This is a genomic window from Jiangella aurantiaca (assembly GCF_004349105.1).
Taxonomy (GTDB): Bacteria; Actinomycetota; Actinomycetes; order Jiangellales; family Jiangellaceae; genus Jiangella; species Jiangella aurantiaca.
Genome location: NZ_SMLB01000027.1, coordinates 18,151 through 38,909, shown reverse-complemented (window position 1 = coordinate 38,909; position 20,759 = coordinate 18,151). Strand labels below are relative to the sequence as shown.

At 72.2% G+C, this 20,759-nt stretch carries 20 protein-coding genes; 7 read left to right on the top strand and 13 right to left on the bottom strand.

The window, feature by feature from the left end:
- Positions 1-5: 5 nt before the first annotated feature.
- Both E1262_RS18485 and E1262_RS18480 read left to right on the top strand, forming a co-directional pair.
- Positions 6-782, top strand: a complete 777-nt coding sequence (locus tag E1262_RS18485; RefSeq protein WP_203454002.1) for a DeoR/GlpR family DNA-binding transcription regulator — start codon at positions 6-8, stop codon at positions 780-782.
- 90 nt (positions 783-872) lie between these two features.
- The gene (locus tag E1262_RS18480; protein ID WP_132104610.1) at positions 873-1,187 is read left to right on the top strand and encodes a cupin domain-containing protein; all 315 of its coding nucleotides are present in this window, start codon (positions 873-875) and stop codon (positions 1,185-1,187) included.
- An 11-nt stretch (positions 1,188-1,198) separates the two neighbouring features.
- Here E1262_RS18480 and E1262_RS18475 read toward each other — a convergent pair whose 3' ends face one another.
- From E1262_RS18475 to E1262_RS18450, 6 genes are all read right to left on the bottom strand, one after another.
- Complete coding sequence (locus tag E1262_RS18475; RefSeq protein ID WP_203454001.1) at positions 1,199-2,818, bottom strand: flavin monoamine oxidase family protein; 1,620 nt, start codon at positions 2,816-2,818, stop codon at positions 1,199-1,201.
- Positions 2,819-2,921: 103 nt separating this feature from the next.
- Positions 2,922-3,950: a hypothetical protein gene (locus tag E1262_RS18470; protein WP_132104608.1), complete on the bottom strand. Its 1,029-nt coding sequence runs from the start codon at positions 3,948-3,950 to the stop codon at positions 2,922-2,924.
- Between the two features lie 51 nt (positions 3,951-4,001).
- Positions 4,002-4,697: an SDR family oxidoreductase gene (locus E1262_RS18465; protein WP_132104607.1), complete on the bottom strand. Its 696-nt coding sequence runs from the start codon at positions 4,695-4,697 to the stop codon at positions 4,002-4,004.
- Positions 4,694-5,161, bottom strand: a complete 468-nt coding sequence (locus E1262_RS18460; RefSeq protein WP_132104606.1) for a nuclear transport factor 2 family protein — start codon at positions 5,159-5,161, stop codon at positions 4,694-4,696. Before E1262_RS18460 ends, E1262_RS18465 begins: the two co-directional genes overlap by 4 nt.
- A 5-nt stretch (positions 5,162-5,166) precedes the next feature.
- Entirely contained in the window at positions 5,167-6,021 is an 855-nt protein-coding gene (locus E1262_RS18455; RefSeq protein WP_132104605.1) for a helix-turn-helix domain-containing protein, read from the bottom strand.
- A gap of 28 nt (positions 6,022-6,049) precedes the next feature.
- Positions 6,050-6,823: a helix-turn-helix domain-containing protein gene (locus tag E1262_RS18450; RefSeq protein ID WP_203454000.1), complete on the bottom strand. Its 774-nt coding sequence runs from the start codon at positions 6,821-6,823 to the stop codon at positions 6,050-6,052.
- Positions 6,824-6,909: 86 nt separating this feature from the next.
- Here E1262_RS18450 and E1262_RS18445 point away from each other — a divergent pair, with 86 nt between their 5' ends.
- The 5 genes from E1262_RS18445 to ilvD are packed head-to-tail and all read left to right on the top strand — an operon-like array spanning position 6,910 to position 13,367.
- Positions 6,910-8,529: an FAD-dependent oxidoreductase gene (locus tag E1262_RS18445; RefSeq protein WP_132104603.1), complete on the top strand. Its 1,620-nt coding sequence runs from the start codon at positions 6,910-6,912 to the stop codon at positions 8,527-8,529.
- A gap of 41 nt (positions 8,530-8,570) precedes the next feature.
- Positions 8,571-9,902, top strand: coding sequence for an ABC transporter substrate-binding protein (locus tag E1262_RS18440; RefSeq protein WP_132104602.1), 1,332 nt, complete (start codon positions 8,571-8,573; stop codon positions 9,900-9,902).
- Positions 9,877-10,779 (top strand): carbohydrate ABC transporter permease, encoded by a 903-nt coding sequence (locus E1262_RS18435; RefSeq protein ID WP_162605976.1) that lies wholly within the window; start codon positions 9,877-9,879, stop codon positions 10,777-10,779. Before E1262_RS18440 ends, E1262_RS18435 begins: the two co-directional genes overlap by 26 nt.
- Positions 10,776-11,615, top strand: a complete 840-nt coding sequence (locus E1262_RS18430; RefSeq protein WP_132104600.1) for a carbohydrate ABC transporter permease — start codon at positions 10,776-10,778, stop codon at positions 11,613-11,615. Before E1262_RS18435 ends, E1262_RS18430 begins: the two co-directional genes overlap by 4 nt.
- A gap of 60 nt (positions 11,616-11,675) precedes the next feature.
- Complete coding sequence (gene ilvD, locus E1262_RS18425) at positions 11,676-13,367, top strand: dihydroxy-acid dehydratase (protein WP_132104599.1); 1,692 nt, start codon at positions 11,676-11,678, stop codon at positions 13,365-13,367.
- A gap of 148 nt (positions 13,368-13,515) precedes the next feature.
- Here ilvD and E1262_RS18420 read toward each other — a convergent pair whose 3' ends face one another.
- The 7 genes from E1262_RS18420 to E1262_RS18390 all read right to left on the bottom strand — a co-directional run bounded on the left by E1262_RS18420 (position 13,516) and on the right by E1262_RS18390 (position 20,725).
- On the bottom strand, positions 13,516-14,394 hold the full coding sequence (locus E1262_RS18420; protein ID WP_203453999.1) for an NAD(P)-dependent oxidoreductase: 879 nt from the start codon (positions 14,392-14,394) through the stop codon (positions 13,516-13,518).
- Positions 14,391-15,095, bottom strand: coding sequence for an SDR family NAD(P)-dependent oxidoreductase (locus tag E1262_RS18415; protein ID WP_132104598.1), 705 nt, complete (start codon positions 15,093-15,095; stop codon positions 14,391-14,393). The genes E1262_RS18420 and E1262_RS18415 overlap by 4 nt, the downstream gene beginning before the upstream one ends.
- Positions 15,092-15,994: a cupin domain-containing protein gene (locus E1262_RS18410; protein WP_132104597.1), complete on the bottom strand. Its 903-nt coding sequence runs from the start codon at positions 15,992-15,994 to the stop codon at positions 15,092-15,094. Before E1262_RS18410 ends, E1262_RS18415 begins: the two co-directional genes overlap by 4 nt.
- A complete protein-coding gene (locus tag E1262_RS18405) occupies positions 15,991-17,361 on the bottom strand; it encodes an amidohydrolase family protein (RefSeq protein WP_132104596.1) in 1,371 nt (456 codons plus the stop codon). Before E1262_RS18405 ends, E1262_RS18410 begins: the two co-directional genes overlap by 4 nt.
- A gap of 78 nt (positions 17,362-17,439) precedes the next feature.
- Positions 17,440-18,441: an alpha-ketoacid dehydrogenase subunit beta gene (locus tag E1262_RS18400; RefSeq protein ID WP_132104595.1), complete on the bottom strand. Its 1,002-nt coding sequence runs from the start codon at positions 18,439-18,441 to the stop codon at positions 17,440-17,442.
- Positions 18,429-19,418 carry a thiamine pyrophosphate-dependent dehydrogenase E1 component subunit alpha gene (locus tag E1262_RS18395; RefSeq protein ID WP_132104594.1) on the bottom strand — a complete coding sequence of 330 codons (990 nt, stop codon included), beginning with the start codon at positions 19,416-19,418 and terminating at the stop codon, positions 18,429-18,431. The genes E1262_RS18400 and E1262_RS18395 overlap by 13 nt, the downstream gene beginning before the upstream one ends.
- Positions 19,415-20,725 (bottom strand): M24 family metallopeptidase, encoded by a 1,311-nt coding sequence (locus E1262_RS18390; protein ID WP_132104593.1) that lies wholly within the window; start codon positions 20,723-20,725, stop codon positions 19,415-19,417. Before E1262_RS18390 ends, E1262_RS18395 begins: the two co-directional genes overlap by 4 nt.
- Positions 20,726-20,759 lie beyond the last annotated feature (34 nt).

Genomic DNA, 20,759 nt, shown 5'->3' with positions numbered 1-20,759 from the left:
TGGGCATGAGCGACCGGCTGACCGCACGTGACCGGCGCCGGGCCATCGTCGACATGGCGTGGACCGACGGGCGGGCCGGCGTCGGCCAACTGGCGCTCCACTTCGGCGTCACCGAGTCGACCATCCGGCGCGACCTCGCGCTGCTCACGTCGCAGGGCCAGCTCGCCCGCACCTACGGCGGCGCCATGGCGCACGGTCTCGTGTTCGAGGCGTCGCTGGGTCAGCGGTCGCGCGAGGGGTTCCGGCAGAAGCAGGCCATCGCCGCGTGGGCGGCCGGGCAGATCGGCCGCGGCGAGACCGTCCTGCTCGACGCCGGCACCACCACCGGGCAACTCGCCCGCGAACTGCGCGATCGCGACCAGCTCACGGTCGTCACCATCGGGCTCACCGTGCTCAACGAGCTGGCCGACGCCGACGGTGTGGACGTATTGTGCCTGGGTGGGCGGCTGCGCCACATCAGCCAGGGTCTGGTCGGGCCGTTCGCCGAGGCCGCGCTCGAGCGCATCACCGCCGACCGCGCGTTCCTCGGCGCCGACGCGGTCACCGTCGAGAACGGGATCTGCGAGGCCAACCTCGAGCAGACCCGCCTCAAGGAGATGATGATGGCACGCGCCGAGCGGGTGTACGTGCTGGCCGACGCCAGCAAGCTCGGCCGGCGTCCGTTCCACGCGTGGGCCCGCATGCCCCCGTCGTGGACACTGGTAACCGACGACGGTGCGCCGCCCGGCGAGGTCGAGCGGTTCCGCGCGGCCGGCGTCGAGGTGATCGTCACCGAGACCTAGGCCGCGACCTGACCGACGGGAGGCTCCATGACCGGCACGCACGCCCACCGGCGCCGTTTCCCCGGCGCGGCAGCGGGTACGGCGGACGATATGACGTTGCTGACGATGGGCGCCGGCCAGCTCGACGAGGCACGGGTGTCGTCCGCCGGCCGGGCGTCACGGACCCTGCACAGCGGCACGCGGCTGCGCCAGACCCTCATCGCGCTCACCGCCGGGACGCGCATGAACGAGCACCAGAGTCCCGGCGACGCGACGGTGCAGTGCCTGCAGGGCCACGTCACCCTGCACACGCGCGAGCGAGCCATCGCCGTCGCCGCGGGGGTCCTGGTCGACGCGCCGCCGGAACGTCACGACCTCGTCGCCGACCAGGACTCGCTGGTCATCCTCACGGTCGGGGTCTCCTGACCCCAAGCGCGTCAGGACGCGGTCGCCGCCACGCGGGCGTGCAGGTCCGACACGACCTTCCGGGCCGACAGGAACGCGCCGTTCTGCCAGGCGGTGTAGTAGCTGAGGTGGTCGCCGGCGAAGTACGTGTTGCCGTCCGCCTGCAGCAGATGCTGGTAGGCCGCGCCCCGTCCGCCCGGCCAGCTCACCCAGGCGCCGAGGCTGTGCGGCTCCTTCGGCCAGGCGACGGAGAACGAGTTGTCGAACTCGCGGTGGTACACGTCGCCGTGGATCTTCGCGCCCTGCGCCAGTGCTCGCGTCTCGCGCTCGGCGACCGGCAGGTTCGTGTAGGCGCCGGAGTAGTAGCCGACCAGCACTCCCTTGCGGGAGAAGTAGCCGTACGACGGGTAGTAGATGCCGGACACGTCGAGGTTGGTGTGCGTGACACCGCCGTAGATGTCGAAGTCCTCCTCCCAGAACCGGCGCTTGAACTGGATGCCCATGCGGCCGCTGTTGGCACCCACCGGGACGGCGAGCGCGTCCTTCGTGGCCGGTGAGAAGTTCGACGGGATGCTCTTGAGCACCATCGGCGGGATCGTCACGACGCAGTAGTCGGCGTCCAGCACACGGGTGCGGCCGTTGGACCGGTACGTGACGCGCACCCCGTCGGGAGTGTTGTCGATTCCTGTGACCGGCGCGTCGTACGTGATGCGGCGGCGCCCGCCGATGGCCGACGCCAGCGCGGCGCTGATCTGGTCCATGCCGCCGACCGGCTGCCACATCATCATCGCCTGGTCGAAGCCGAACTCGAAGGCGAACCGGGTGCCGAGCTGCGACTGCAGCACGGCCGACATCGACGGCGGCGGCCCGGCGACGGTGCCCGGCTGGTCGCCGGCACCAGGTGGTTCGCGGTAGCCGCGCCGGTTGTTGCCGACGTACTTGCCGCCGGTCAGTCCGCCGAGGCTGTTGGCCAGCCCGACCAGCCGTTCGGCGTCGTTGGCGCTGAGCAACTGGTCGAGGGCGCCCTGGTCGGTGGCCGCGACGAGCAGCTCGGAGATGTAGCCGTAGACGTCCGCCTTGGCCTGCCGGTGCGTCACCCGGGTACTGGCCAGCTCTCCGTAGTCCACCGTCGCGGTGTTCTCGTGGTAGTAGAAGCCCTGGGCGTTCGCGTTGACCATCGGTTCCAGCTCGACGCCGAGCTCGCGGCAGTAGTCGATGGTCAGGTGGTGGCTCGGGATCCGTGACGGGCCGGCGTTGTAGTAGTGCCCGTCGTCGAACGTGCAGACCTGCGTGACGCCGTCGGTGTCGGTGAGGCGGTCGCCGCGGCGGATGGTCATCGCGCGCCCGCCGGGCTTCGACCGCGCCTCCAGCACGTGGCAGTCGTAGCCGGCCTTACCCAGCTCGTACGCGACGGTGAGCCCGGCCGTCCCCGCGCCCAGGATCACGACCTTCGTCCCGTTGGCCGCGGCCGGCAGGTCGCCGGGGCCCAGCGGCACGAAGTCACCGGCCTCCTCCGCGGCGTGTGCCGGCGAGGCGATCAGGCCGAGCGCCTCCATCGTCCCGTACAACGCAGTCGCTCCGCCGACCGCGCCGACCCTGGTGAGAAACCCGCGCCGGCTCACGCCCTCCGGCGTTCCTGCTGTCGTCTCCACGCTTGCCTCCATGGGTGGTCGAGTACGAGCCCTCGATCCACCTCTACGAGGCGATGTCGGAAAAGGATTGCACTGTCGGATTGCAATCTTGTACGCGACGACGTCAGTCGTGGCGCGGGCGGGCGGCCCGGCCCCAGGTGTCGAGCAGCCGCGCGGCCGATCCGCCGATCGGGCCGACGACGTCCTCGAGGACGCCCGGGTCCGGCAGTGCGGCCGTCTCGACCGCGGGCAGCGCCTCGGCGGCGGTGCCGATCAGCGACGAGCACACCGCCAGCAGGTAGTCCGGTACGACCAGGCGCGGGTCGACGCAGCCGACGACGGGCACGCCGGCGGCGGCGATGAGCGGGAACACCGTCCCCGGGATGCCGATCGCGACCTCGGCCCGCGCCGACGCCTGCAGGGACGGGACCGGGCTGATCTCGTACCGGCTCCACAGCGCCGGGTTCTCGCGCGGGTGCAGGCCGACGACGATGTGCTTGCCAGCCGCCTGGAGCGCCGCCGCGGCGTCGAGCAGCAGCTGGGTGCCGGGCGCGGCGCCACCGGTCTGGTCGGCGTAGGTGACGCTGGTGAGGACGAGGACGGTGTCCGGCTCCGGCGCAGGCGTGGGCAGCGCGTCGGTCTGCGGCGAGCCGACGACGCGGACCCGGCGGCGGGTGCCGAGGTGCCCGGCGAACGACCGGCCTTCCGCGGCGGACGACGACGTGACCAGCCGCTGCCGGCGCTCGAACTCGTGCGCCCGCGGTGCCTCGGCGGCGTTGAGGTAGGCCAGCGACGACGCGGCCAGCGGCGTGTGCCGGCCGAACGCGGCGGCGCAGTCGGCCGGCCAGTCCGTCGCGCCGGTCACGACGAGCAGGTCGGCCGCCGGCTCGTCGTCAGGCGTGACGACCGGGACGGTCTCGCCGGGCGCGATCTGCGACCGGTCCGGGACCAGCTGCCGGACATCCCAGCCGCGCCGCGCGATCTCCGGCAGCAGTGGCCGCACGTGGTAGGTGCCCCACGGCTCGTTCGTGGCGACGAGGATGCGCGGCGCCCGCGGCGCGGCGGCAACGCGCTCACCGGCGGCGGCGAGGCCCAGGCCGGCGAGCGTGCCGGTGACCAACGAGCGGCGGGACGGACGGGACGTTACGGTCATGCGGCGCACCGTACCCACGCAGTCCGGCGCCGACGTGAACGGCCGGTGAAGTCACCAGGGCACCGGGCGACCGTCGCGGAAGAAGCCGCCGGTGGGACCGTCGTCGGGCAGGGTGGCGGCCCAGACGATGCCGGCCGCACCCGCATCGACGGGCCGGCCGCCGGGTCCGCCCATGTCAGTGGCGACCCAGCCCGGGCAGATCGAGTTGACCAGGATCCCGTCGCGGCGCAGCTCGGTCGCGAGCATCCGGGTCACCGCGTTGAGCGCGGCCTTCGTCATGCTGTACGCGGGCGTGCCGCCGCCCATGCTCGCCAGGGACCCGCCCTCGCTCGACACGTTGACGATCCGCGGATGCGAGCTGGCGCGGAGCAACGGCAGCAGCGTCATCGCCAGCCGCCAGGGGCCGTAGACGTTGGTCTCGGCCGCCTCGCGGACGACGTCGAGGTCGGCGGACGCAGCACGCTGCCAGGTGTCGTAGTGGATGGCGGCGTTGTTGACCAGCACGTCCAGCCGCCCGAACTCGGCGCGCAGATAGTCGGCCAAGGCCGAGGCGTCGGACACGCTGGTGACGTCGAGACCGAACGGGACGACGGCGCCGGCCAGGCGCCCCGCCTCGGCCCGCGCCGCCGCGGGATCGCGCGCCGTCAGCACGACGGTGTGGCCGCGGGCGGCCAACCGGCGGCACACCTCCAGGCCGATCCCGCGATTGCCCCCGGTGACGGCGGCGACGGGTGCGGCGTCTGTCACGCCGCGACTCGCCCACCGGCACCGGCGGCGCAGCGGGCCGTCGCGACCTCGGTCAGGGCGCGGTCGCCCTCCTCGTACAAGGCGTGCAGCGTGATGGCCGCGATCCGGCCGTCCAGGACGCGGATGTCGTACCAGCCGGCGATCATCCAGGTGTCGCTGCGGTCGCCGTCGGCGAGGTGGTGGTAGCCGCGCACCGTCGTCACGCACCGCACGCCGTCACCGCCCGGAGCCGGGCTCGTCTGCACCGGCCCCGTCAGGTGCTGCGTCGCGTCGAAGCCGGGCAGCAGCCCACGCCACCGCTCCACGACCTCCGCCGCGGCCACCGTCTCGGCCGACCCACCCCACAGCGACGTGTAGTCGAGCCCGACGTCGCCGGCGAGGACGGCCACCACACCGTCCCAGTCCAGCGTGTCGACGGCATGGAGCAGAGCGGTCACGGCATTGGCGGCTTGCGCATCGGTCATGCCGTTCAGCCTGTCAAACGCGGAGCGGCGGAGGAGGATCGGATCCTGCGGTTCTCGCTCGGACGCAGGTCGGACGGCAGGAAGCCGGTGTGCCGGCGGAACGTGCGGCGGAAGTGGCTGACGTTCGACAGGCCCACCGCGTAGGCGATCTCAGGCACGCTCAACCGGCTGGTCAGCAGCAGCGACTTGGCCCGCTCCATGCGCAGCGACGTGACGTACTCGTGCGGCGCCAGGCCGGTCGACGCCTTGAAGGCGCGAGCGAAGTGGAACGGGCTCAGCGTCGCGGCGGCGGCGAGGTCGTCGACGGTGAGCGGGTCGCTCAGCCGCGCCTCGACGACGTCGGCGACGCGGTCCAGCAGGACGCGGTCCAGCCGCCCGGTGACCGCCCGCCGCGGTGGCGCGATGCCGGCGTAGTGCCCGACGACATGCTCGGCCAGCCGGTGCGCGAGCTCGCTGACCCGGATGCTGTCGACGTGGACGAGGCCGAGGTGGGCGCGCTTGAGGATCGACGCCGTCCCGAGCACGACGGCGTCGCGCACCCCGCGCAGCGGCTCGATCTCCGGCGTCCGCGACGACCCCGCCGCGGCGCGCAGCAGCTCGTCGCCGGGGTAGATCTCGACCAGCTCGTCGGGCCGGGTGACCTCGCTCCAGTACACCGGCGACCACCCGTTCGCGAACACGTCGCCGGGCCGGATGTCGAACCGGTGCCGCCGGCCGCCGGACTCGGTGACGACGCCGTGGTGCTCGGCGAACGAGACGCCGATCTGCTGCGCGCCGCTGACGGTGACGACGCCGGTGGGCGGGCTCCAGCAGTACACCGACCGCAGCCCCGGCCACTGCCGCTCCGAACGCCGTCGCATGGGACCAGTATCGGACCCGGGCCGTCGGTCACGCCCGCCAGTGCGACTCGCGCAGCGCCGACGGCGGCAGCCCTGTGACGTCCCTGACCTTGCGGGCGAAGTGGAAGCTGGTCTTGAAACCGCACCGGGCGGCGACCGAGCCCACGGGCAGGCCGGTCGAGGTGAGCAGCTCGACCCCCAGCGAGATGCGCCGATCCCACAGGTAGCGCACCGGAGTGGTGTTCATGTGCGTGCGGAACAGCCGGATCAGGTGCGCCGGCGTCACCGACGCCGCGCGGGCGATGTCGTCGAGCGTGATCGGATCGGCGACGTGCGTGTGGATGTAGAGCCGGGCGGCCTCGATCGGCGCCGGCAGCGCGGCCGGCAGGTTGCGGAACTCCGCGACGAACCGCCAGAGCAGCGCCGTGGCGAGGGCGTCGAGCAATGCGCCGTCGGCCGTGAGCCGGGTCTGCTCCGTGACGACCGCCTCGCGGGCGAGGTAGGTCAGCGCCGAGGAGAGCGGCCGGGTCGGGCGCAGCGACTCCAGCCAGCCGCGCATCTGCTCGGTGACGTTCTCGAGCCGGCCGCGGATCAGCGTCTGGCGGGTGTCGGCGGCGCGGTCGACGACGATCTCGTTGGTGTGGCCGGGCAGCAGCAGACACAGCTGACCCGCGGGCACGTGGCGGGGCGGCTGGGCGTCGACGGTCAACTCGATGGATCCGGAGTGGATGAGGATCAGGTGGATCTCGTGCTGGTGCCGCGGTCCGATGCGTGAGCCGGCCGGCTGGACGATCTCGCGCGCCGTGGCGTGCGCGATGCGCATCCGCCGCGCGCGGTCATCAATCTCAGATACAGAGCTGCCCATTGCAGCCATGTTAATCAAGGTCATGGACCTGCTCTCATATGGAGATGAACGAAGTCGAGACACATGTCCTGGTGATCGGCGGCGGCGTGGGCGGGGTCGCGGCCGCGCTGACGGCCGCCCGCCGAGGCCTCACGGTGGTGCTGACGGAGCCGACGGACTGGCTCGGTGGCGTGCTCACGGCGCAGGCCGTGCCACCCGACGAGCACGTGTGGATCGAGCAGTTCGGCTGCACGGCCACCTATCGGCAGTACCGCGACGCCGTCCGCGACTACTACCGCCGGCACTACCCGCTCACCGACGCCGCCCGCGAGATCCGCACGTTCAACCCGGGCGGCGCGAAGGTCTCCGGTCTGTGCCACGAGCCGCGGGTCACCGTCGCCGTCCTCGAGTCGCTGCTCGCGCCGTGGCGAGGATCGGGCCGCCTGCGGGTGCTGTACGAGCACGAGCCGGTCGAGGCGCACACCGACGGCGACCGTGTCGAGGCCGTGACCCTGCTCGACCGGCGCACCGGCGGCACCACGGTGGTCCGGGCCGACTGGGTGATCGACGCCAGCGAGACCGGCGACCTGCTGCCGCTGGCCGGCGTCGAGCACGTCACCGGGTCGGAGTCCGCTGCCGAGACCGGCGAGCCGCACGCGTCCGATGTCGCCGATCCGCTCAACATGCAGCCGGTGTCGGTCTGCTTCGCCCTGGACCATCGCGACGGCGAGGACCACACGATCGACCGGCCGGAGGGGTACGAGGAGTTCGCGGCCGCCCGGGCGATCGACTGGCCGAAGGGGCAGCTGTCGTTCGTGGCTCCGCACCCGAAGACGCGGCAGCCCGTCCAGCACCAGTTCTGGCCCAACCCGGACGACGACCCGGCGACGATCGGCCCCGACTACAACGACCAGCGGGTGCGGTCGCTGGACCGCAACCTGTGGACGTTCCGGCGCATCGCGGCGCGCCGGCACTTCCGGCCCGGCGCCTATCCCAGCGACATCACCCTGGTGAACTGGCCGCAGATGGACTACTGGGGTGGCCCGGTGTTCGGCGTCCCGGACGCCGCGGAGCACTCCGCCGCGGCGCGGCGGCTCAGCCGGTCGCTCCTCTACTGGCTGCAGACGGAGGCGCCGCGCCCGGACGGCGGCACCGGCTGGCCCGGGCTGCGGTTGCGCGCGGACGTCGTCGGCGACACCGCAGACGGGCTGGCGAAGACGCCGTACATCCGGGAGTCGCGCCGGATTCGGGCCGAGCACACGATCGTCGAGCAGGAGCTCTCGCTCGCGGTGCGCGGCGCGGCCGGTGCGGTCCGCCACCGCGACAGCGTCGGCATCGGGATGTACCGCATCGACCTGCACCCGTCCACCGGCGGCGACCCGTACATCGACATCGGCTGCTGCCCGTTCGAGCTGCCGCTGGGCGCGTTGCTTCCCGTGCGGGTGGACAACCTGCTGCCCGGCGCCAAGAACATCGGCAGCACGCACATCACCAACGGCGCCTACCGCATGCCCCTCGTGGAGTGGAACGTCGGCGAGGTGGCCGCTCACGTGGTCGCGTTCTGCGCCCAGCGGAAGGTGGCGCCGCGGGGCGTGCGCGCCGACCGCGCGCTGTTCGCCGAGTTCGCCGGCGAGCTGGACCGGGCCGGTATCGAGCGGCACTGGCCGTCGATCGCCGGTTACTGACAGCGCCCCACCGTCCGTCGTTCATCGAAGGAGATGACGTCATGCACGATCGCGGCTCTTCCGTGCTCGCCGGCTTCGCGGCGGCCCTGGTGATCTTGGCCGGCTGCGGTGCGGGAGCGGAGTCGTCGAGCTCCGACTCCGGCGAGGTGGTGATCACCTGCGCCACCTGCCAGCAGAGCCCGACCGACCCGTTCCTGCAGTACAACTACGAGGCCGCCCAGCGGTTCAACGAGCGCTACGCCGGGACGTACCGGGTCGAGACGCTGGAGAACCCCAACGCCGGGTCGAGCGACGACCGGCTGCAGTACTACCAGCGGCTGGCGATGGCCGACGACCTGCCGGACCTGTTCCAGCTGAACTCCGGTGAGATCAGGGCGCTGCAGGAGACCGGACGACTGCACGACTTCGCACCCGATCTCGCCGCGGACGAGGAGTGGGCCGGAACCTTCCACGACCACGTGTTCGACGCGCTGCGTGGCCCGGACGGCCAGATCTGGGCGATCCCGCAGCAGCGCGACGCCATCGGCATCTTCTACAACGCCGAGCTGCTCGAACGGGCGGGCTACGACGCCTTCCCGCCGACGTGGGACGAGTTCGAGCAGTTGGCGGCGCGGCTGCGGGCCGACGGGGTGACGGCGCTGGCGCTGGACGGTGACTGGGCCACGATGCTGATGTGGGTGCATCTCATCGGCACCGGCGGCGGCGAGGACTTCCTCATCGACGGCATCACCTCGGCGGACGGCTGGGCCGACGATCCCGCCGTGGTGGCGGCGACCGAGCGGCTGCGATCGTGGCACGTCGACGGCTATGTCAACGCCGACGCGTTCTCCGGCGAGTTCCAGAACGCCGCTGCGGCCTACCTGTCCGAGCAGGCGGCGACGATCGCCAACGGGCCCTGGTTCGTCAAGACCAACCTGACCGGCGATGCGGCGAGCCCCGGCCTCTATGAGAAGACCGGCTTCGCGCCGGCACCGGGCTGGTCCGCGGGCGAGCGCGGGGTGATCGTCGTCTCCGGTGCCGGCTGGGTGTCCGGCGCCACGGACGAGCGCGCCCTCACGGCGGTCCGGGAGTTCGTGCGGTTCGTGTCGTCGCAGGACGAGGTGCTCGCCCAAGCGGCCGCGACCGGTGCCAGTCCGCCGGTCGCCGTCGATCCGGACGCCATGGCCGCCGCCGAACTCGAGCCGCTGGCCACCGGGCTTGCCGAGGAGGCGGCCGAGGTGACGCACCGGTACCCGCACGTGCGCGTGCACGGCCCGGCCGGGTTCGGCGTGGCCTGGCGGAACCTGTGGCCCGCCTATGTCGACGGCTCGATGCCGGCGGCGGAGTTCCTCGACCGGCTCGCGGCCGATGCCCGGGCGCAGGCGGGCGGGTGAGGTGGGCGCCGCGCCGATCCCGCGCGGAGCACGCCGGGCGGTGGCCGTCTCGCTGCTGCCCGGCGCCGCGCTGTTCGCCACGTTCTTCCTGGTGCCGCTCGGCGTTCTGCTCGTCACCGCGTTCAGCCGGTGGGGCGGGCTGGAGCTGGCCTGGACCGGGCTGGAGAACTACCGGCGGATGCTCAGTGATCCGGTCTTCTTCGCCGCTCTCGGCAACACGCTGTTCTACGCGGCCGCCGCGGTCGCGGTGCAGGTGCCGCTCGGCGTGGCGGCGGGCATGGTGCTGGCGCTGCGCCCGCGGGGGTGGGAGGCGTTCCGGACGGTGATCTTCGTGCCGTTCGTGATCTCCGGGGCCGCCTACGCGCTCGTCTTCTCGATGTTCTACAACGCGAGAGCCGGCCTGCTGAACAACGCCCTCGCGGCGCTCGGCCTCCCCGGCGACCGGGACTGGCTCTTCGACACGACGACCGCGCGGTGGGCGGTCGCGGGCACCTTCGTGTTCGTCGTCGGCTTCGTGATGGTCCTGGTGATGGCCGAGATCGCGGCGATCCCGGACGAGGTCTACGAGGCCGCGCAGATCGACGGCGCGTCGTCCTGGCGCCAGGCCGTGCACATCACGCTGCCGCTGCTGCGTACCGTCATCGGCACCGTCATCCTCATCCGGCTGCTGGTCGACATCGGCATGTTCGACGTGGTGTTCATCCTCACCGCGGGCGGGCCGGACAACGCCACGGCCACCCTGGCCCTGTACGCCTACCGCGCCTACCTCAACGGTGAGTGGGGGTACGCGAACGCCGTCGGATCCACGATCCTCGTGGTCGGCATGGTGCTGATCGTGGCGGTCCGCCGGCTGTTCCGGGTGGGTGAGGGCCGATGAGCGCCGCCCGCCCTCGAATCTCGCGGCGCGCCGCACCACTGGCCTACGGGTTCCTCACCGTGGTCACGCTGCTGGCGCTGACGCCGACGGCCTGGGTGATGGTGTCCAGTCTCAAGACGGGGACGCAGGTCTTCACCGGTGCCGGCGTGCTGCCGGACCCGGTGACGCTGCAGGGCTACGTCGACGCCTTCACCCAGATCGAGCTGCATCACTACGTGCTCAACACACTGCTCTACGCGACCCTCGGCTCGGCTGGTGCGATCGCGGCCGCGTTTCTCGCCGCCTATCCGCTGGCCCGCTACGCGTTCCGGGGCCGCAGCACACTGGTGGCGGGGTTCTCCCTCGCCCTGGCGATACCGGTCGTGGGGCTGGCGACGCCGGAGTTCTTCATCATGCGCGAACTGGGACTGTTCGACTCCCGGGCCGGCATGGTGATCTTCTACGCCGCCCTGCAGTTCCCGTTCACGTTCGTCGTCCTCCGGTCCTATCTCCTGTCCACGCCGCGGGAGCTCGAGGAGGCGGCGGCGATGGACGGCGCGGGGTACTTCACGACGATGGTCCGGGTGGTCCTGCCACTGACCCGGCCGGCGCTGGCCACCGTGGCCGTCGTCTCCTTCGTGCAGATCTGGAACGAGTTCTTCTTCGCCAACCTGTTCCTCGTCTCGCAGGAGCACCAGAACGTCCAGCTCGCGCTGGCCGGGTTCCGGTCGCAGTTCGGCTTCAACGTGACCGGCGCGATCGCCGGCGCGACGATCGTCATGCTCGTGCCGATCATCGTCTTCGTCGCGCTGCAGCGCCAGGTCATCGCCGGGCTGACCGCGGGCGCGGTGAAATGACCGCGTCCGGATTTCGGACCTCGCGTCTTTCCTGCCGGACGACAGGACTAGCGTGTCCGCATGACCGTGACACCCTCGAAGCCCGACCTGAAGCCACACTCCCGGGCGGTCACCGACGGTCTCGAACGTGCCGCCGCCCGTGGGATGCTGCGCGCCGTCGGCATGACCGACGACGACTGGGAGAAGCCGCAGATCGGGGTCGCCTCGTCCTGGAACGAGATCACCCCCTGCAACCTGTCGCTCGACCGCCTGGCCAAGGCGTCGAAGGAAGGCGTACACGCCGGCGGCGGGTACCCGCTCGAGTTCGGCACCATCTCGGTGTCCGACGGCATCTCCATGGGCCACGAGGGCATGCACTACTCGCTGGTGTCGCGCGAGGTCATCGCCGACTCCGTCGAGACGGTGTTCGGCGCCGAGCGGCTGGACGGCGCGGTGCTGCTGGCCGGCTGCGACAAGTCCGCGCCGGCCATGCTGATGGCGGCCGCGCGGCTCGACGTCGCCGCGACGTTCCTGTACGCGGGGTCGATCCTGCCTGGTCGGGTGGGCGACCGCGAGGTCACGATCATCGACGCGTTCGAGGCGGTCGGCGCGTGCGCCCGCGGGCTGATCACCCGCGAGGAGGTCGACGAGATCGAGCGGGCCATCTGTCCCGGCGAGGGCGCCTGCGGTGGCATGTACACCGCCAACACCATGGCCAGCGCCGCCGAGGCGCTCGGCATGTCGCTGCCCGGCAGCGCCGCGCCGCCCGCCGTCGACCGCCGCCGCGACGGCTACGCCCGCAAGTCCGGCGAGGCCGTCGTCAACCTGCTCCGCCTCGGCATCACCACCCGCGACATCATGACGAAGGAGGCGTTCGAGAACGCCATCGCCGTCGTCATGGCGGTCGGCGGCTCCACGAACGCCGTCCTGCACCTCATGGCCATCGCGCACGAGGCCGGGGTGAAGCTGGAGCTCGACGACTTCAACCGCATCGGTGACCGCGTCCCGCACCTGGCCGACGTCAAGCCGTTCGGGCGGTACGTCATGACCGACGTCGACCGCGTCGGCGGCGTGCCGGTCATCATGAAGGCGCTGCTCGACGCCGGCCTCATGCACGGCGACGCGCTCACCGTCACCGGCAGGACTCTGGCCGAGAACCTCGCCGACATCGCCCCGCCGGACGTCGACGGCAAGATCATCCACGCCATGGGCGACCCGATCCACAAGACCGGCGGCATCACCGTGCTGCACGGTTCGCTCGCGCCCGAGGGCGCCGTCGTGAAGTCGGCCGGCTTCGACACCGACGTCTTCGAGGGCACCGCCAAGGTGTTCGACGGTGAGAGTGGTGCTATGAATGCAGTCGCCGCCGGCGACCTGAACAAGAACGACGTCATCGTCATCCGCTACGAGGGCCCGAAGGGTGGCCCCGGCATGCGCGAGATGCTGGCCGTCACCGGCGCCATCAAGGGTGCCGGCCTCGGCAAGGACGTCCTGCTGGTCACCGACGGCCGGTTCTCCGGCGGCACGACGGGCCCGTGCATCGGCCACGTCGCCCCCGAGGCGGTCGACGGCGGCCCCATCGCGTTCGTCCAGAACGGCGACCGCATCCGGCTCGACCTCGCCGCCCGCACGCTCGAGCTGCTGGTCGACGACGACGAGCTGGCCCGCCGCCGCGCGGCCTGGACGCCGCCGGCGCCGAAGCACGAGCGCGGCGTGCTGGCGAAGTACGCCAAGCTGGTCGGCTCGGCCGCCAACGGCGCCGTCTGCGACTAGGGTGCGCCGGGTGTCGCCGACCCGGCCAACGACGCCCGACCCACCCACATCGCCACGTTGATCATGGAGAAACCGGGGTTCCCGACGCCGCGGACCCCCGATTTCTCCATGATCATCAACCTTGTGGCGTACGGCCGGTAACGGACGGTCAGCCGCGGCCACGCAGGTGTCTGGCGATCACGCTCATGTCCTCGTCGCCCAGGCCGGCGGCGACGGCGTCCGCGACGACCCGGCGGTTGGTGACGGCCTGCGGCATCGGGGCGCCGGACGCCGCCGCGAGGTCGAGGATGAGGTCGAGGTCCTTGCCGACGAGGTCGAGCCGGAACGCGACCGGCGCCTCGTCGGGCCGCTCGAACGCTGCTCGCTTGTACTGGACGAACGGTCCGGCGGCGACGCTGTTCGCGAACACCTCGTACGCCGCCTCGCGGGACACGCCGGACCGCTCGGCCAGCACCAGCGCCTCGGACAACGCCTGATTGAGCGCGTGCACCAGCGCGTTGACGGCCAGCTTCATGGTCGCGCCGGCGCCGTGGCCGCCGACGTGGAAGACCTGCCGGGCCAGCAGGTCGAGCACCGGCCGGGCGCGGTCGAGATCGGCGGCCTCGCCGCCGGCCATGACGGTCAGCTCGCCGCGCTCGACCACCGGCACGCTGCCGGACACCGGCGTGTCCAGCATCGCCCCGCCGCCCGCGGCGACCAGCTCCGCCAGCTCGACCGCGGTGCGCGGCGCGACCGTGCTGGCGTCGGCGACGACGGTGCCCGGCCCGGCGCCCGCGGCGGCGCCGTCAGGCCCTTCGTAGGCGGCCCGGCAGGCGGCGTCATCGGCCAGCGAGACCAGCACGACGGGGCCCGCGGCGGCCGCCTCACGCGCCGTCGCCGCGACCCGGGCGCCGGTCGCCGCCGCCACGCCGGCCGCCCGCGCCTCCGTCCGGTTCCACAGCACCACGTCGACGCCGGCCTCGCGCAGCCGCGCCGTCATGGCCGCGCCCATCCGCCCGGCGCCGATCACTCCTACCGCGTCGCTCACGTCAGCATCCAGCCTCCGTCCACGTTGAGGTTGACGCCGTTCATCGCCGGGTTGCGCAGCAGGAACTCGACTGCGTCGGCGACGTCGGCCATGGTCGCCAGCCGGCCGATCGGCGTCCGTGAGATGTAGCCGTCGAGCACCTCGGGCGGCTTCGAGCTCCAGAACGGGCTGTCGCCGACGATGCCCGGATGGACGGCGTTGACCCGCACCGGCGCCAGCTCGACGGCCAGCGTGTGCACCAGCCCCGTGACGCCACCGTTGATCGTCGACACCGTCGTGGACCCCGGGTACGGCCGGTCCTTCGCCAGCCCGCCGAACAGCACGACGGCGCCGTCGGGCGCCATCCGCGGCAGCAGCGTGTGCACGACCTCGGTGTACCCGACCAGCTTCAGCGTCACCAGCCGCAGCGCGCGGCTGACGTCGTAGTCAACGGCGGTGTTCTGGTCGCGGTCGATGGCGGCGACGACAAGGTGGTCGACCTTCTCGACACCTTCCAGCGCGGCGCCGATGGCGGCCGGGTCGGACAGCTCGACGGCCAGGCCCCGGCAGCGCGCCCCGATCCCGGCCGCGATCGAACCGCAGCGGTCGCCGTCGCGGCCGGTGATGACGACGTCGTCGCCCGCCGACGCCCGGCGCTTGGCCAGCTCCAACCCGATGCCGGACGTGCCGCCGACGATCACGATGGACTTCGACTCCGTCACGCCGAACCTCCCAGGGCGTCGCGCAGGTAGTTCCAGTCGCGGGCGAACCGGTACGAGTATCGCGGCGGCGGCGCCGGCGCCTGCGTCTCCAGCCAGCGCAGCGTGCCGCCGCCGGCGTTGCGGAACGCGTGTGGGCAGCCGACCCCGGCCCAGGCGACGTCGCCGGCCTCGAGCAGGTACGTCTTGCCGTCCAACGACGCCTCGACCGTCCCCTCCAGGATGAGATAGGTCTCCTCGAACGGGTGATCGTGCGGGGTGGTCGCGCCGTCGGGGTCGTACTGCACCATGAACATCGTGGTCAGGACGGCGCCGAGGTCGCTGTCGACCATCTGCTTGACGTTGATGCCGCCGTAGACGAGCAGTGCGGTGCGCATGCTGGCCGAGACGGCGAGCAGGTCCTGCGACTGCTTGGCCGGATCCATGTGCCCCGGCCGGATGGTGCCGAACCGGTACGTGCGCGGGTCTCGAACATCGATGTCGGCGACGGGCCTCACGTCGTCCAGCGGCGGCACCAGGAACGTGTCGCCGTCGAAGTCGTCACGCGGCATCGGCCCCTGCATCTCCGCCCACCGCGCCGGCCGGTCGCCGTCGCCCCGCCATGCGTGCGGCAGCGCGACCGGCAGCACGCCGTAGTCGCCCTCGGACACCCGGTACGACCCGTCCGGCGTCGTCAGGATCGCCGACCCGGAGAGCACGTGGAAGCTCTCTTCGAACGAGTGGACGTGCGCCGGTACCGACCCTCCGGGGTCGAGCTCGCACACGCCGAAGCCGGTGTGGACGGCGCCGGCCTGCTCGCCGACGACCGTCCACCGCCGGTAGCCGGTGGCGCCGGCGGCCCAGCCCGCGGGCGACGCGAACCCGGCCTGCGCCGCCCTCTGGACCAGATGCCGCTCCGTCATACCGCTGCCGCCCGGCTCTGCCGCTCGGCCGCGGCGAGCAGCCGGTCGCGGGCCGCCTCGACCAGATCGCGGGCGCGGCCGGCGTCGGCGAGCAGCCGCCCGTCGCGCTTGCGGACCACGCCGTCGACGATGACGGTCTCGACGTTGGAGACGTCGGCGGCCAGCACGACCGCGGCGACCGGGTCGATGACGGGGGCGACGTTGAGCGCCGTCGCGTCGATCAGCACGACGTCGGCCCGCTTGCCCGGCGTCAGCGACCCGGTGCGGCCGTCCAGCCCGGCCACCCGCGCGCCGTTGATCGTCGCCATCTCCAGCATCTGCCGGGCCGTCGGCATGGTCTCGGGGACGCCGGTGTTGGCCTCCCAGCAGGTCGCGTTGATCCGCGCCCGCTCTCCAGCGAACGCCGCCCGCATCTGCGTGAACATGTCGCCCGGCACTGTCGTGACGACATCGACGGACAGGCTGGGCGGGAGCTCGAACTGGTAGCTCTTCGCCACCGGCGGCCAGCCGTGTCCCATCTGCAGCTCGACCTGCGCGGCGATCGAGATGGTGCCGCCGGTGTCGCGGACCCGCCCCCACTCGTGGTCGCTGAAGTAGCAGCAGTGCACGTACGTGGTGTCGGGACCGAGCAGCCCGAGCCGGTCCAGTTGCTCGACCATGGCGAACCGGCCGGCCAGCCGCCCCATGGCGACGTGGACGGTGATCGGGATGCCCAGCTCGCGGGCGAGGTTCCATTCCGACGCCACCACGTCGTCCTGGCAGAAGCCCGGCCCGCGCGTGGCCAGGCCCATGGTGAGCAGGCCGTCGTCGCCGGAGAAGTACGTGCTGCGGACCCGGCGCACGTCGTCACCCGGGATGACCTCGGCGCTGTTGAACCAATACTTCGCCAGCGACGTGTTCGCCGAGCCGTAGGCGTACTGGGCGCGCAGCCCGGCCTCCTGCAGCCCGGCGATGGCGGCGTCGGGGTGCTCGGGGGTGTTGTTGATGTGCGACCAGTCGACCAGCGTCGTGATGCCGGCGTTCAGGCACTCCAGCGCGCCGGCCAGGTTGCTCGCGTAGACGTCGTCGGGCCGGTAGAGCGGGGCGAACGTGTCGAGGACCTCGACGAAGTAGTCGTCCAGCGTGGCGTTCGGCGCGCACGTGCGGATCGCCGTCTCCCAGGTGTGCCGGTGGGTGTCGACGAAGCCGGGCACGACGATGCGGCCGGTCGCGTCAATGGTCTCGGTATCGGCGACCTCGTCTGAAAGCCCCGGCTGGACGGCGACGATCGCGCCGTCCTCGATGAGGATGTCGGCACCGGGGAGGTCGCCGATGCCCGGATCCATGCTGATCACGTGGCCGTTGCGGAGCAGGAGTCGGGTGCTCATGGACCATCCCTTCGTTGCGAGGCGGTCGCAGCCGACCGCAGGGTCTGACGTCAGTCCTCGATGTATGGCGGGCGGTGTTCAGTACTTCGTGAGGCTCCTGACGGCGTCGACCACCTTGTCCACGGTGGGGATCACCTGGTCCTCCAGCGCGTCGGCGAACGGCAGCGGCACGTTGGCGCCCGCCACGCGCTTGACCGGCGCGTCCAGCAGCTCGAACCCCTCGTCGGCGACGACGGAGACGATGGTGCCGCCCCAGCCGCCCTGGTAGGGGTTCTCCTCGACGACGACCAGCCGCGACGTACGCTCGACGGAGCGCAGCACGGCCGCGACGTCCAGGGGGATCAGCGTGCGCAGGTCCAGCACCTCTGCCGCGACGCTGTCGTCGGCCGCCAGCCGCTCCGCCGCGGTGAGCGCCAGCGGCACGGTCGACGCGAGCGCGACCAGCGTGACGTCGTCGCCCTCGCGCAGCACGGCCGCCTCGCCGAACGGCACCACGTGGCCGTCGGGCGCCGGTGCGCCCTTGCTCGCCAGCAGCCCCTTGTGCTCGAAGAACACGACGGGGTCGTCGCTGCGGATCGCGCTGGCCAGGAGGCCGACGACGTCGGCGGGCGTCGACGGCGCGGCGATCTTCAGGCCGGGGACGGTCAGCACCCAGTTCTCCACCGCCTGCGAGTGCTGCGCGCCGAAGCCCAGCCCGCCGCCGTTCGCCGTCCGGATCACCAGCGGCACCGTGACCTGCCCGCCGGTCATGTACCGGACCTTCGGGATCTCGTTGGCGAGGTAGTCCCAGCAGCAGGCCAGGAAGTCGCTGAACATGATCTCGGCGACCGGGCGCATGCCGGTCATCGCCGCGCCCATGGCCGCGCCGACGATCGCCTGCTCGGAGATCGGGGTGTCCCAGACGCGCTCCGGGCCGAACTCCTCGAACAGGCCGACCGTGGTCTTGAAGACGCCGCCGGCCGCGCCGATGTCCTCGCCCAGGCACACGACCGCCGGGTCGCGGCGCATCTCGCGCGCGATCCCCTCGGCCACCGAGTCCCGGTAGGTCACGACGTCCTGGGATGTCGTCACGTCCGCCATGCGGCACCTCCGTCCGCCCACACGTCGGTGAATGCCTCGCTCAGGTCGGCCTCGGGGGCGGCCCTGGCGTTCGCGACGGCCCGCTCGACGACGGCGGCCGCGCGGTGCTCGGCCGCCGCGATGTCGTCGCCGCTCGTTCCGGCCTCGCGCAGCCGGTGCGCCGACACTGTCAGCGGGTCGCGTTCCAGCCACCGTTCCAGCTCGCCGTCGGGCCGGTACTTCCCCGGGTCGGTGCGGCTGTGCCCGTAGTGCCGGTAGGTGTGCGCCTCGAGCACGGTGGGTCCGTCGCCCGCGCGGGCCCGCACCGCCGCGCGGGCGACGGCGTCGCGCACCGCCACCACGTCGTTGCCGTCGACGACCTCGGCCGGGAGGCCGTACGACTGGGCGCGGCCGGCCGCCGGGTGCTCCGCGGCCGTGACCGCGCCGATCGGCGTGTATTCCATGTAGAAGTTGTTCTCGCAGACGAACAGCACCGGCAGCCGCCAGACCGCGGCGAGGTTGAGCGCCTCGTGGAACGCGCCGATGTTCGTGGCGCCGTCGCCGAAGAACGCGACCGCCACCTGCTCGGTTCCGCGCAGCCGGGCCGACCACGCGGCCCCGACGGCCATCGGCAGGTGGGCGCCGACGATCGCGTACGAGCCGAGCATGCCCGACTCGGCCTTCGTCAGGTGCATCGAGCCGCCCTTGGCCTTGTTCAGCCCGGTGGAGCGCTGCATGAGCTCGGCCAGGCACTCCTCGGGCGTGGCGCCCCAGGCGATGGCGTGGTGATGGCCGCGGTAGGTGGCGAACGCGTAGTCGCCGTCGCGCAGCGCCGCACGCGCCCCGACGGCGACCGCCTCGTGCCCGGCGGCCAGGTGCGTCGTCCCCTTGACCAGGCCGGACATGAAGAGGTCGTGCGCCGCCTTCTCCGTCCGGCGGATGACTGACATGGTCTCGTGCAGGGCGAGCAGGCCGGTCGCCGTCGTCGTGTCGGTCATGGGGTGGCCCCGTTGGTGTTGAGGTGCGACTGCGACTCGCGCAGCGAGTTCAGTTCGCCGCCGACGGTCCAGTACTTGCGGCCGGCGACCAGCAGCTCCTCGGCCGGGAACTTGGTGATGACCTCGCAGCCGTCGGCCGTCACCACGACCTCCTCCTCGATGCGCGCGGCGGACCAGCCGTCGGCGGCCGGCCAGTACGTCTCGAGCGCGAAGACCATGCCCTCCTCGAGCACCTCCGGATGGTCCAGCGACACCAGCCGCGAGAAGATCGGTTTCTCCCAGATCGACAGCCCGACGCCGTGGCCGTACTGCAGCGCGAACGCCGCCTCCTCGTCGGGGAAGCCGAACTCGTCGGCCCGCGGCCACAGCGACACGATGTCCGCGGTCGTCGCGCCCGGTTTGACCTCGGCGATGGCGTGGTCGATGAACTCGCGGCAGCGGGTGTACGCGTCGCGCTGGGCCGGCGACGCGCTGCCGACGGCGAACGTGCGGTAGTAGCAGGTGCGGTAGCCGTTGTAGCTGTGCAGGATGTCGAAGAACGCGGGGTCGCCGGGGCGGACGATGCGGTCGCTGTACACGTGGGGATGTGGCGAGCAGCGTTCGCCGGAGATCGCGTTGACGCCCTCGACGTACTCGCTGCCGAGGTCGTAGAGGACCTTGCTGACGACGCCGACGCACTCGTTCTCGCGCACGCCCGGCCGCAGGAACCCGTACAGCTCGTCGTACGCGGCGTCGACCATGGACGCGGCGTGCGCCAGCAGCGCGATCTCGTCCGGCGTCTTGATACGGCGGGCCTCGAGGAACACCTGCTGGCCGTCGACGACGCTGAGATTCTGCTCCTGCAGCGCCGCGAGGACCGGCATCTCGGCGACGTCGATGCCGACGGGCTCGTTCTGCAAGCCGTGGTCGGCGAGCACCCGGGCGATCTTCGCCGCGACGTCATCGGCGATGCCGGCGCTGGGATGGAACGCGCCGCGCAGCGTCGAGATGCCGGCCCGGGCGCGGTTGGTGCCGTCGAGCCACGGGTTGTACAGCTGGTGGTGCCGGGCCGCGGAGCCGAAGTCCCACACGATGGGCTCGCCGCCGCGTGGGAGCAGCGCGAACCGGATCAGCTTGTCGACCGCCCACGTCCCGATGTGCGTCGACGTCATGTACCGGATGTTGGCGAAGTCGAAGGCCAGCAGCGCGCCCAGCTCCGAGCGGTCCAGCGCGGCGCGCAGCCGGTCGAGGCGTTCGCGGCGCAGCCGGTCGAAGTCGATGCGCTCTTCCCAGTCGACCGCGTTGGGCCCGTAGGTGCGTATCGGCATTGCGCAGGCACCTCCTCGGCAGGCTCGCCGGGAA

What these genes read in the sequence shown, in the direction of transcription:
- E1262_RS18485 (WP_203454002.1), top strand. Translation starts at nt 6, where the DNA reads ATGAGCGACCGGCTGACCGCACGTGACCGGCGCCGGGCCATCGTCGAC.
- E1262_RS18480 (WP_132104610.1), top strand. Translation starts at nt 873, where the DNA reads ATGACGTTGCTGACGATGGGCGCCGGCCAGCTCGACGAGGCACGGGTG.
- E1262_RS18470 (WP_132104608.1), bottom strand. Translation starts at nt 3,950, where the DNA reads ATGACCGTAACGTCCCGTCCGTCCCGCCGCTCGTTGGTCACCGGCACG.
- E1262_RS18460 (WP_132104606.1), bottom strand. Translation starts at nt 5,161, where the DNA reads ATGACCGATGCGCAAGCCGCCAATGCCGTGACCGCTCTGCTCCATGCC.
- E1262_RS18455 (WP_132104605.1), bottom strand. Translation starts at nt 6,021, where the DNA reads ATGCGACGGCGTTCGGAGCGGCAGTGGCCGGGGCTGCGGTCGGTGTAC.
- E1262_RS18450 (WP_203454000.1), bottom strand. Translation starts at nt 6,823, where the DNA reads ATGCGCATCGCGCACGCCACGGCGCGCGAGATCGTCCAGCCGGCCGGC.
- E1262_RS18445 (WP_132104603.1), top strand. Translation starts at nt 6,910, where the DNA reads ATGAACGAAGTCGAGACACATGTCCTGGTGATCGGCGGCGGCGTGGGC.
- E1262_RS18440 (WP_132104602.1), top strand. Translation starts at nt 8,571, where the DNA reads ATGCACGATCGCGGCTCTTCCGTGCTCGCCGGCTTCGCGGCGGCCCTG.
- E1262_RS18435 (WP_162605976.1), top strand. Translation starts at nt 9,877, where the DNA reads ATGCCCGGGCGCAGGCGGGCGGGTGAGGTGGGCGCCGCGCCGATCCCG.
- E1262_RS18430 (WP_132104600.1), top strand. Translation starts at nt 10,776, where the DNA reads ATGAGCGCCGCCCGCCCTCGAATCTCGCGGCGCGCCGCACCACTGGCC.
- ilvD (WP_132104599.1), top strand. Translation starts at nt 11,676, where the DNA reads ATGACCGTGACACCCTCGAAGCCCGACCTGAAGCCACACTCCCGGGCG.
- E1262_RS18410 (WP_132104597.1), bottom strand. Translation starts at nt 15,994, where the DNA reads ATGACGGAGCGGCATCTGGTCCAGAGGGCGGCGCAGGCCGGGTTCGCG.
- E1262_RS18405 (WP_132104596.1), bottom strand. Translation starts at nt 17,361, where the DNA reads ATGAGCACCCGACTCCTGCTCCGCAACGGCCACGTGATCAGCATGGAT.
- E1262_RS18400 (WP_132104595.1), bottom strand. Translation starts at nt 18,441, where the DNA reads ATGGCGGACGTGACGACATCCCAGGACGTCGTGACCTACCGGGACTCG.
- E1262_RS18395 (WP_132104594.1), bottom strand. Translation starts at nt 19,418, where the DNA reads ATGACCGACACGACGACGGCGACCGGCCTGCTCGCCCTGCACGAGACC.
- E1262_RS18390 (WP_132104593.1), bottom strand. Translation starts at nt 20,725, where the DNA reads ATGCCGATACGCACCTACGGGCCCAACGCGGTCGACTGGGAAGAGCGC.